The organism is Chitinophaga sp. HK235, from assembly GCF_018255755.1.
In the GTDB taxonomy this organism is placed as follows: Bacteria; Bacteroidota; Bacteroidia; order Chitinophagales; family Chitinophagaceae; genus Chitinophaga.
The window spans coordinates 2,266,052-2,276,767 of sequence record NZ_CP073766.1; the positions used below are offsets into that span (position 1 = coordinate 2,266,052).

Below are 10,716 nucleotides of genomic sequence, written 5' to 3' on the forward strand. Positions count from 1 at the left end.
CGGAATTGGCGGATTGCTGAATGTAAAACTTTCTAATGAGAAGCAATGTAGTTATAAAAGAACCCGAAAAATAACCAGGTTGATGTAAAAAAGCATTTTTAGAATATCGAAATAAAAAAGGCTTCAAAACAAATATGTTCTGAAGCCTTTTTCATTTCGGTGATCCCGCTGCCATTTTACACTAGACAGCAAACAACACAACACTACAAAAACTCTATGGTTTTCAATATTCTATAACTCCGTGGTGTTTTTCTGTAAACTACCATTATGGAGGCCGACACCATTTTTATAGAGTAACTATGTTTCCAGTCAAACCAGTATGCAAAAAGAAATTTGTACGCCGGGACGGCACAAGCATAATTTTTATCTAATACTGCCATTCTATTGATAGGCGCACCCTTCTAAACTCCGGCATAGCTATCCCCCCGGCCTGTTGGAACCTCAAACGGCAACGTATAAACGACAACCTGCCTGAAATTTATGGTACGGCAACAGTTCTTAATGAACGGCTTCAAGAGGCCATTAGAGCCGCGCAAGACATATTGAATTTGCTATAAAGGAAAAAGTAACTGACCCTCTTTTTTTCCTTAAGGCTACGTTTAAACCGGACTCTAACCCTGCGATACTTACCCAGAAAGCGTAGATAAAATTGATCAAAATTGGTGTTAACTTTCTTCCGGGTGGCGTTTACGCTCCAGCCCTGGTATTCCTTACTGTAATTTTTGTGGGTGGTTACAAATGCCTGCTGAATATAGCCGACAGGGGGAGGTCAAACGTAGCGAAGGACTGCAACCGCGTCAAAATCTGTTTCATCACTGTATCCATTTGTCTTAAATTACAAAAAAATATGAATTTACAGTTACCAATGAAAGCAAACGACAATTTCAATATTTTGTACCATAAAACTAATTAACCATGAAGTCCATTCTAATTTTATCGTTTTTGTTTTTAGCCACTTGTATTATTACATTTGGTCAGAAAAAGCAATCTGGAAAATCCCAAAAACACGACATGACTGTTACTGAAAAAGGCTTAATTAAGATATCTATCATGTACCCTTATGCCGAGGGTAAAACTTTCAATATGGAGTATTATGAAACTAAGCACATGCCCATGGTTGCAGGCTTTTTAGGGTCAAATTTAGTTAAATATACTATTGAAAAAGGGTTTTTGAGTGGTGCTCCTAACCAACCTTTACTTTTTATGGCTATTGGCACATTTTATGTAAAAAACTTACGTGAATATCAAGCGGCCATCGCTCCAAATATAGATGCGATTCGTGCGGATTTTGTAAACTACACCAATGCCATTCCTGCCATTTTTGTGAGTGAAGTCGTAAAATAAAGTGAGCTTTTATCAAAATTTAACAAGGGGTTTTAGCGCGAAAAAAAAGTATCTTCATGCAGATAGTTCGTTCTTTACAAAGCTACGTCAACTGAAAGCCCCTCCTGGCTTTTATAGGATAAATTATAGAGTAAAAACAAAAAACCTGCGCTACGCGCAGGTTTTGCCAAACTCCTGTGATCCCGCTGGGAGTAGCACGTATCTTCGTAATGCCTTATAGAGTCTGTGTTTGATAGTGGTGAGCGTTTATTGCTAACCTGATTGCTCAACCAGTGAAATAATGTTGAATAAGCATCTTGTTTTACAAACATAAGAAATTTCAGCTCAATGTGAGAACTTTACTTAGAATGCTTTCTTTCAAGCTCTTTTAACCGTTTATCCTGCTCTAATATCACTTGTTGTTGTATCTCTATTTTCTTATTCTGATCAATCAAGTATAAAGTTAACTCCTCAATTTTCTGTAGCAATTTGGCTTGATTCTCACCTAAATCAAGACCATTTACCTTTACTTCCTCCGCTGACGGTATTTCTGGAAGATGTTTTTTTTCCTTCAGGAATAATTCTAATTGTTGTAGTGTTCGCAAAGCATACGTTGGATCAAAAACATAGTCTGGCCAGCCAATCTGCGTTACTTTAATTCGTTTTGCAAAAATATCGCCGTTAACTGCTAATTTGGCTTGCGGTGACGATGTACCAATACCAACATTACCGCCACCTCCGGCCATAAAAATATTCCCAGCAGAAGCTTGATTCATAACCAAAGCGTTATTGGGACCTAAAGGATTTGTTTCCAACACCAAATACCCCTCGTTGCTCCCTCTTATCTTCCCACCACCAGATCCTCCAAAAGCGGTCCAATCATTCCAAGCATTGCCCAGGATAGCTGCTAATCTTGTTCCATCCGGTAAAAAGCTAACATTTGCGACGTGTAGCCCTGCCTGAGGCCCTGACAATCCGATGCCTACGAGTCCCATATTACTGATTCTCAAACCTTCAGTAAGCCCACTCGCGGTTCTAACAATAAATTTCAATGCTCCCAGTCTACCTGCAGCCGTTACTCTTTCACTTTCAATTCTTCCAATCTCAGTCCCCGCCATATTGAACTTTATGGCGCCAACAGTTCCCAATACATCCCAATTATTTGTCAGCTGTGCATAGGATGCTCCATTCGTTGCAATTTCCAGCTTTTCAATTGGTGTTAAGGTTCCGATTCCAACACTGCCTGTATCGCGAATAAAATTGGTTTGACCATTAACGCAATTGGAAACTGTGAGATAAACAAACAACATTAAACAATACTTCATAGACGTTTTCATTTAAAAATTCGGATAAATATAAAATGCCAAACTAATAAAATAATATTAACCTTGAGTCCGTAATTATCAGATCAATCATAAGAATGTTTCTCCCATATAACTATAATGTAAATCAGGAGCGACAATCCCTTATAGTTAAGTCTAAAAATGGCACCTGGCTTTTCATCCACTCGGTATCGCCAGCTATGTTGTGGTAATACCAAAACACCTAAACCTGTCATGCTTCCGGATTCATAAAAAACCGATTGGAGCCAACACAATGCAGCTTTTTTCTTTTCACCGGCAACCTGATCTCCACTTTCATCTCCGCCCCATTTCCCCCTTTTTGGCGACCAACGGGAGCAAAGGGGCGAGCAGTTTTTGCGTAGCAAAAACACCGCTCGCTAACGGAGCGAAGCCCGTTCCGAATCCGCGAACGGGATGCCGAAGGCGGCCCGTTCAATCTTCGCGGGTGGGGCCTGCGTGGAGCAGCCCCGCCCCATCTCCGCGTACAGGTGGCAACGCCGCCTGTACTTTCTCCGTGAACGGGATGCCATAGGCGGCCCGTTCGATCTTCGCAGGCAGGGGCCTGTGTGGAGCAGCCCCGCCCCATCTCCGCGACAGGTAGCAACACTGCCTGTCATTCTTTCGGCTGTTCTCCGGGCTGTAACAATTGCTGTATGTCATTCCAAAGGAAATAGACCCTCGACCGGATTTTGTACGGCTTTAGTTTGCCGTGTTTTATCCAGTCGTAAATAGTAGGCTTGGTAACCTGAAATAGCTGACAGACTTCACCGATTTTGTAGAGGGGCTTATAGGTAAGGCCGGGGGTGTCATATGCCGGGGTACACACCGGCTGCCTGTCCAGTTGGCTGACTTCTTCACGCACCAATACACGCAGCATTTGCCAAAACTGTTCCGGCTCAATTGGGAACAGCATTGGCGCTGCCGTCTGCACATTTCTTTCTCTCTTTTCCATATTATACCGATTTATACGGCAAATATGGCTGTTCAAGAAAGAGAAAACAGGCTAAGTATACTTGTTTTTAAAAGGAAAGAGGTATTATCTGTATATTCCGGATAATATTACGGCCTTTGCAGTCGTTGCTCCAACTGCTTTAGCTGTTGGATACCCTCCGAAAATTGCATTGCCTCTAAAACTGCGTAAACTTCCTCAAAACTTTTGCCTACTTCTACAATGTGACAGGAGCCCAAATTGACCCTCTTCCCTTTTTTAAAGAGTAGGTTAAGTTCCTTTTTAAGGCCATCGCGGCTTTTTCCGAAAACTATGTGCAGCTGGTCTGCACATTTATCACTGGGGGTTAAATAGTTGGCCTTACTGGTTTTATCGAATGCGTAGAAAAATAGTATTAGCGCCCTGTTGCTTAACTGGTCTTGTTTACACTTTTCCATCCACGCACGTTCACGGCCTTCATATACCGCTATCGCCGTTTCCAGCTTTGGCAGGAACTCACCGGTAAAGATGGGCCGATACACCAGGAAATATAACGGTATATATGCGGCCATTCCCGACGTCACACCAGCAAGCATATACATCATATTAAATTGGCCGCTATAAAACAAAACAGCAACATCGGCCAAGACAAATAAAAGCAGGTAATGCCATAGTGCATTGCTCCAATACCCATTAATCAGTTGGCTGCGTGTTGCCTCCGCTGGCCAACTGGCATAAATATCACGTTGTCCTTCATGGGTTTTACGGAAACGGGAATAAATGTAACTGTACTTAACGGGGAGGTCAAAGGTGAAAAAGGATTTCAACTGCTTCATGTTCAAACTTCTCATATCCATGTATTTATTAGGTAAGAAAACAACAATGTCTATGAATATACGAATTTGAGAGGCCAGTTTCCAAAACTATTTAGCTGTTTCTTTACATGATTATACAACGGCAATGAAAACGCGTAAATTTCATTCAGATTTCGTATCCAAATAGGGATGTTAAAATACGGCATATTATCTTCCATCGAATAAAACAATATCACTATTTAAATGAATTTTTAGTTTATAAAAAAATAACGTGTAAATAATATTCATATAATTTTTTTTAAATAAATTATTCTTAATTTAATATTAAAATAACCTAAGTAAGGATACACGAATAAATACCTTTTATACTATATTTGAAGTACAAAATTTGTACCCCTGATTTGTTAACCAGTTTACTATGAAACTTAACAATGGCCTCACATTCAGATCATTTAATGTCTTCAATGATTACAATATTCAGGAATACCACAATTGATCCTTGCCTGACATAATTAACGTTTTCCTTGTTTTTACTGGATCTCAAATGGATTAAGGTATTCCCTAAAATCGACATGTAATATTTGAAATTTTCTGAATATTTACTAATGGTTATTGGGTATTGAATAATGCTGTTCTAGCCCCGGATGAAAATATATTTTTTGTGAGTCTATAGGTAGCTTTTCTATGTCTTTAATTTGGAGATATTTATTTGTTAATCATTCACCTCTATTTTATGAAAAAATTGTTTGCAACATTAGGATTTTCCATTATTATTTTAAGTATCCTATTTTACTCCTGTAAAAAAGAGAAGGAATCCACACAAAAGGATCTGCAGGTAGATAATCCTACAGAGATTAAAAAAGAATTTGATAAACACGATTTTAGCAAAAGCCTTTCGAATCGTTTTAATGATTCGCTGACAATTATCTGGAATGCGGACTGGGAGCATATGTCAAGTAAAAAGGGTGGTGATAGTGCTGTCTATTATTTCATTCCGCTTGTACCCAAACTTGGCTCCATAGCGCATAAAAGCAATGAATACAAATTACACATTATTGGTTTTCAGCAATTTATCATAGCAACAAAACAAGCCGCAAATGAAGTTCGTTTTTTCAAAGCTAAATACATACAGCAGCTGGATGCCCCTCAGCGTGGGACATCAACCAATAACAGATCCCCCGAAATAAGTTATGCTCATTTTACGGGGAAATTATTGCTGGATGATTTTTCAAATAGGGGCTATAGTATCAACTATTACCAGGGACGAGCTGTAAGAAAAAGTGTTGTATCGCAAAACGCGCGCATTGTTTGCGATCAGGAGTGTACTTGGACAATGGAGTGTGACAGAGGTATATGGGTAACCGTCACTAACGGACGTATGGGGGATAACTGTCCATCCCCGGACTATGGCGGAGCGGAAGCGTATGATTGTAACCCTGGTGGTGGGGGAATGGGTGGAAATTGGATGTTACAATCGACATCTCTGAACTGTTATGATATTCCAGATCCTATAGATCCCTCACTTCCCACTGACCCTTCAACAGGTGGAGGCGGAGGGGGTGATAACATTGATTACCTTCCCACAACACTTCCCGCTCCGATTCCTGTAGCTGATGCCAACTTGCTCGCGATTCCTTGTCCAGACAGCTATAACTTCGTTAAGCAAGGTAACTGGCAGTCAGCGGTTATTACTGGCTATTATTCACAATTTCTAAATAGGGCGGGTAATGGCCAATTATATACATTAGAAATAGGTGATATTGAAACAGGTATGCCCGCTGTCACCTTTAATGGAACACTAATCCATTCCTCAGCCGCTCAGGCTATTTCAGCTCAGGCTGCTACATTGGCAGAACATCAGGTATTCGCGGTTGTCAATGCAATGGTAATTGCTGATCCAAGCATTACCCCATCAATGGTAAGGCGTAATCCACGATTATTGAAAATGTTCAATGAAATTTATCAAGAAGAAATAAATAAATTCCTTAGAGCTGACTACGACTATAGTGATGGTGCAAATCCAGCAAAAGTAAGCACTACGTATGGCAGTTTTGGACTTAAAGATCAATCTCAATATCGAACGTTTAAATTTCGTGGGAAAGATTGTTAAAAATATCGCAGCCATCCAGGAAAAGAATATTATATTACCAATATTCAGCACTCATACTCTTGCATTTGAAATTTAATAGCTATATGACTTATATTATGCTATACTTTAATGAATTGGGATTAGGCGAGTTGGAACTAGGAAAATCATTGGAACAAATTAATTCCATAATAAAATTTGGTCCGAAAGACAGAGAAACACTCATTCCTTCACCCAACGCAGATTCATGGTACAAATATACAGGTGAAATTACCGGTCTGTCTGATGGCAAAGGTCTTAGTTTCCCCGCGGAAGCGGTTTACCTCGCCGTAAATCAAGAAAATAAGGTAAACAGGATATGGATATACCCCAAAATGGAAACCATCGGTATAAGCATAGAAAATCTTCTATCAAATATCTATGGTGAACCGGGAATGTCTGTAGGTGGTGTCGGAGAATTGGGAGGAATAAAACGTCACACTGGTTATTTCTATGCTTCAAAGGATAAAGTAAGTCAGGTTATATACATGAAAGTTTTTGATACTGAATTTGCTGGTCCTGAATTTATATCCTTTCGATTCATCAATGATGATAATGCATTAAAGTACCATTTATCATATCGAACTTGGAAGAAGTATATGTAAAGTAGGTTTGACACTTCTCAAAAACTGAGACAAATAAAATCGGAGGGCTCCGATTTTATTTGTCTCAATCCCCTCATCAATACTCAAACTATCGTGTACTTTGGTTCATATCCTTTTGCATAGACATAGTGATTCACACTTGCATCCTGATGTAGACACATATAATCTTCGAACGACACAACCTATCGCTTAAAATTGTGTATCTTAGTAAAAGCTGATTAACCTGTATAAAGTACGGGAAAGAAATCGGGGTTATACAAAAGGAACTCGACTAAACGCTCAACTAAAAAACAAAACCCCGCGCCATGCGCGAGGTTTGAAACTTGTCTGTGATCCCGCTGGGACTCGAACCCAGGACCCATACATTAAAAGTGTATTGCTCTACCAACTGAGCTACGGAATCATTGAATGGGCGGCAAAGATATAAAAAACTATTTCATTGTCAAATCTTTACACACTTTTTTTAAAAATTTCCTGAACCACCGCCCTTCCATCACCGAAAATTATCAGAACTTGATTAAAATATTAATATATATTTGTTCCGCATTTCGGATACGTGAAGTCTTAGTTTTAACCCTAAATTTATAGAAGAGCCTACAACCATTTACATTATCCCTATTACGATCTTCGATGCAATCAGGAAGGAGACTATTTCTCAAAAACGCAGCTTTAATACTGCCAGCGATGGCATTTATGCCATCTTCACTATTAAAAGCAGCCAGCAACAACTGTTTACGCATTGGCTTCATTGGAACAGGCACGTGGGGAAGGCAATATCTTGAAGCAGCGTTAGCCAACAGGCAACTGGATATCAGCGCTATCTGTGAAACCAGCCATACAGCCAGGCGGGATGCGCTTAAGCTGTTTAACGCAGCTGGCTATACGAAACCGGTACTATACGACGACTATCACCAGTTATTATCCAATCCCGCATTGGATGCGGTTATCATCGCTGCCCCGGCAGATCAGCACTATACTATTGCCGCTGCCGCACTCCGGCAGGGTAAACATGTAGCCTGCGGCCCTATCATGGGCAGTACCCTGGAAGAACACCGCCATATCGTGCAGCTAAGCCGGCAAACCGGTAAACATTACTTTACACTGGACGAACACAGCTACCGCCCCGACCTGCTGGCAATGACCGCCATAGTAAAGGATGGCCGGCTGGGCCAACTGGAAAGCATATACGCAGGAGCTTGTTCTGCCAATATCCCACAGCAGGAAAACGGATATCCATTATACCCTATGGTATTGATGGAAAACTTACTGGGCCTGTCTGATGGCAACAGATACACTGCTCTCCGCATGGAAAAAAGCACCGAAGAATATGTGGTTAAAGTAAAACATCCCGGGAGTGGTAAAACCTATTCGAGTATCCGTCAGGGGGAGATTACTACCATCTGTTTGAGCACAGCAACAGGACAGCAGGTAAGACTACAGGCTGAAGCAGGTCACAGCACCGGATTTCGTGTAAAAGGTACCGCTGGCAGCTGGATAGACTATACCGGCTCCTTGTACCTGCAGACCAATGCTCACCCACAAAACACATGGGAAAGTGCGGCTCCCTACCTCCGTCAATATGCCCTTACCACAGTGGGAGCTACCTCACACGCACTGTCCGGCTTTATCAATACCATTCAAAATAAGTCACATCATTTACCGGTTTATGCTGCAGCTACCAACAGTATGATAACAGTGCTTGCAGCCGAATCTGCCAGACTGGGGGGCGCTTCACTGGCCTTCCCTGATTTTACAACCGCATCATAAAATTCAACCGAAATTTTTTTCAAACAATCTAATCTACTAAGGAAATGGATCCAATTCTCGCGATGATCTTTGCTTTTGGGGGCAATTTTGCACCTGTCGGTTATGCTCTCTGTAATGGTGTATTGGTTGATATCAATCAAAACTCAGCACTATTCTCTCTTTTAGGGACCACCTATGGGGGCAATGGCACCCAGACTTTCGGACTGCCGGACCTGAGGGGACGTTCTATCATTGGTACCGGTCAACTACCTGGAGGCCCAAACTACACTCCCGGAATGGTCGGCGGCACTGAGACGGTTACACTGACTATTGCCAACCTTCCTCAACATACGCATCCGGTTACAGTAGACAATCTCACGGTAACATTGCCTGCCAGCAATACACCCGGAACCAGCAACACTCCCGGCCCTACCATGGCACCTGCTGTACTGCCCACCATCGGATCTGGCCCCAACTCCTTGCCGATCAAAGGTTACAGTGATGCTACCCCCAATACCAATCTTTTACCGGGTACTGTAAATGGTAGTATGTCCGTTGGCCCGGTAGGTGGCAATACACCTGTTCCCATCCGCTCTCCGTACCTGGCAATGACCTACGTTATTGCTACACAGGGTGTCTATCCATCCAGACCATGATGAGTTTAAGGCCACCACTTACGATAGGATTACTCACCCCCTACTCGGGGGTGTACCCCTATTATTCTGCTCACCTGGTCACTGGTTGGTTGATCGGTATGGGACTAGATCCCGCACGCCAGCAAACAATACAGTTTATCCCTGAATTTACCAGAAGCGGGCAACCCTCTGCCACCAAAGAGGCCGCACAAAAACTGGTATTCTTCAACCGGGTAGACCTGTTGTCGGGACTGGTCAGTTACAAATCGGTACCGGACCTCATCCCTATTGTGGAATCACAGGGCGGTACAGCATTCCTGTTTGATATGGGGGAACTCATTCCCTACTTTCCCCATATCAGCCCCCATATGTTTTATGCATCGCACCAGATATGGCAGTCCCAATACTCTTTAGGGCGCTGGGCACAGCAAAGGTTTGGCGATGCAGGACATATTGTGATGCCACATTACGAAGCAGGCTACCACTTAAATACTGCTTTTTATCAGGGTGCTGCCGCCGCCGGAGGCACCACCATCCGAAGCACGGTGCTCACGGAAGATCCCTCCGACAGAAACGCCTTACACCTCGATGCATTTTTTAAGACCATCGAAAATGACCGGCCTCCCTATGTACACGCCATCTTTACCGGCAATATGGGTACACGGTTTCTGGATGCCTGGAAAAACAGCCGTTTCCATAAAACCATCCCCCTACTGGTAGTGGAATCCATGGCTTATGACGATATCCTCGCCGATGTACAACACCACGAACTGGAAATATACAGCGCCCTCACCTGGTTACGGGAAGATGAAAGTAAAGAGAACAGATTATTTGTAAAGACCTTCGAACGGATGGCGCAGCAACCTGCCAACATTTTTGGACTGATGGGCTATGAAGCAGGACTGGTATGGAGAGAACTATTGCCCCATGCACAAAAAAGAGACTGGCAGACGGTAAAACAATACCTACATAATTCCACTATCAAAGGTCCCCGCGGTGAAAAGGGCTTTCATCCTTCAACAGGACTGGGCTTACCGGTATCCAATATTGTAAGCATCAATACCACTGCCAATAAAATAAATAAAATCATCCTCGACCAGGGCAAAGGCATCCGCTTCGATGATACTACACTCAAATGTATACACGATGATTGTATATCCGGTTGGTTGAACCCTTTTCTCTGTATCTAACAGATT

Annotated in this window: 10 protein-coding genes and 1 tRNA gene; 6 read left to right on the plus strand and 5 right to left on the minus strand. The window is 42.1% G+C overall.

Features of this window, described 5'->3' with window-relative positions; all coding sequences use genetic code 11:
* Positions 1-915: 915 nt before the first annotated feature.
* Positions 916-1,344, plus strand: coding sequence for an EthD family reductase (locus KD145_RS07475; RefSeq protein WP_212005284.1), 429 nt, complete (start codon positions 916-918; stop codon positions 1,342-1,344).
* A 338-nt stretch (positions 1,345-1,682) separates the two neighbouring features.
* On the opposite strand, the gene KD145_RS07480 is transcribed toward KD145_RS07475, so the two are convergent.
* The 4 genes from KD145_RS07480 to KD145_RS07495 all read right to left on the minus strand — a co-directional run bounded on the left by KD145_RS07480 (position 1,683) and on the right by KD145_RS07495 (position 4,445).
* Positions 1,683-2,648, minus strand: a complete 966-nt coding sequence (locus tag KD145_RS07480) for a hypothetical protein (protein WP_212005285.1) — start codon at positions 2,646-2,648, stop codon at positions 1,683-1,685.
* Between the two features lie 450 nt (positions 2,649-3,098).
* Positions 3,099-3,326, minus strand: coding sequence for a hypothetical protein (locus tag KD145_RS07485; RefSeq protein WP_212005286.1), 228 nt, complete (start codon positions 3,324-3,326; stop codon positions 3,099-3,101).
* Entirely contained in the window at positions 3,280-3,618 is a 339-nt protein-coding gene (locus KD145_RS07490; RefSeq protein WP_212005287.1) for a helix-turn-helix domain-containing protein, read from the minus strand. The genes KD145_RS07485 and KD145_RS07490 overlap by 47 nt, the downstream gene beginning before the upstream one ends.
* A gap of 107 nt (positions 3,619-3,725) precedes the next feature.
* Complete coding sequence (locus tag KD145_RS07495; protein ID WP_212005288.1) at positions 3,726-4,445, minus strand: hypothetical protein; 720 nt, start codon at positions 4,443-4,445, stop codon at positions 3,726-3,728.
* Between the two features lie 697 nt (positions 4,446-5,142).
* Between KD145_RS07495 and KD145_RS07500 the strand changes: the two genes are divergently transcribed.
* Entirely contained in the window at positions 5,143-6,519 is a 1,377-nt protein-coding gene (locus KD145_RS07500) for a hypothetical protein (protein ID WP_212005289.1), read from the plus strand.
* 83 nt (positions 6,520-6,602) lie between these two features.
* Positions 6,603-7,139, plus strand: a complete 537-nt coding sequence (locus KD145_RS07505; protein ID WP_212005290.1) for a hypothetical protein — start codon at positions 6,603-6,605, stop codon at positions 7,137-7,139.
* A gap of 330 nt (positions 7,140-7,469) precedes the next feature.
* Here the strand turns inward: KD145_RS07505 and KD145_RS07510 are convergent.
* Positions 7,470-7,542 (minus strand) — tRNA-Lys (locus KD145_RS07510).
* A 281-nt stretch (positions 7,543-7,823) separates the two neighbouring features.
* Between KD145_RS07510 and KD145_RS07515 the strand changes: the two genes are divergently transcribed.
* Genes KD145_RS07515 through KD145_RS07525 form a run of 3 tightly spaced genes read left to right on the plus strand, consistent with a single transcriptional unit; the run spans position 7,824 to position 10,710 of the window.
* Positions 7,824-8,906 carry a Gfo/Idh/MocA family protein gene (locus KD145_RS07515; RefSeq protein ID WP_212005291.1) on the plus strand — a complete coding sequence of 361 codons (1,083 nt, stop codon included), beginning with the start codon at positions 7,824-7,826 and terminating at the stop codon, positions 8,904-8,906.
* A 44-nt stretch (positions 8,907-8,950) separates the two neighbouring features.
* On the plus strand, positions 8,951-9,541 hold the full coding sequence (locus KD145_RS07520) for a phage tail protein (protein ID WP_212005292.1): 591 nt from the start codon (positions 8,951-8,953) through the stop codon (positions 9,539-9,541).
* Positions 9,538-10,710 (plus strand): ABC transporter substrate-binding protein, encoded by a 1,173-nt coding sequence (locus KD145_RS07525; protein ID WP_212005293.1) that lies wholly within the window; start codon positions 9,538-9,540, stop codon positions 10,708-10,710. Before KD145_RS07520 ends, KD145_RS07525 begins: the two co-directional genes overlap by 4 nt.
* Positions 10,711-10,716 lie beyond the last annotated feature (6 nt).

What these genes read in the sequence shown, in the direction of transcription:
- KD145_RS07475 (WP_212005284.1), top strand. Translation starts at nt 916, where the DNA reads ATGAAGTCCATTCTAATTTTATCGTTTTTGTTTTTAGCCACTTGTATT.
- KD145_RS07480 (WP_212005285.1), bottom strand. Translation starts at nt 2,648, where the DNA reads ATGAAGTATTGTTTAATGTTGTTTGTTTATCTCACAGTTTCCAATTGC.
- KD145_RS07485 (WP_212005286.1), bottom strand. Translation starts at nt 3,326, where the DNA reads ATGACATACAGCAATTGTTACAGCCCGGAGAACAGCCGAAAGAATGAC.
- KD145_RS07490 (WP_212005287.1), bottom strand. Translation starts at nt 3,618, where the DNA reads ATGGAAAAGAGAGAAAGAAATGTGCAGACGGCAGCGCCAATGCTGTTC.
- KD145_RS07495 (WP_212005288.1), bottom strand. Translation starts at nt 4,445, where the DNA reads ATGAGAAGTTTGAACATGAAGCAGTTGAAATCCTTTTTCACCTTTGAC.
- KD145_RS07500 (WP_212005289.1), top strand. Translation starts at nt 5,143, where the DNA reads ATGAAAAAATTGTTTGCAACATTAGGATTTTCCATTATTATTTTAAGT.
- KD145_RS07505 (WP_212005290.1), top strand. Translation starts at nt 6,603, where the DNA reads ATGACTTATATTATGCTATACTTTAATGAATTGGGATTAGGCGAGTTG.
- KD145_RS07515 (WP_212005291.1), top strand. Translation starts at nt 7,824, where the DNA reads ATGGCATTTATGCCATCTTCACTATTAAAAGCAGCCAGCAACAACTGT.
- KD145_RS07520 (WP_212005292.1), top strand. Translation starts at nt 8,951, where the DNA reads ATGGATCCAATTCTCGCGATGATCTTTGCTTTTGGGGGCAATTTTGCA.
- KD145_RS07525 (WP_212005293.1), top strand. Translation starts at nt 9,538, where the DNA reads ATGATGAGTTTAAGGCCACCACTTACGATAGGATTACTCACCCCCTAC.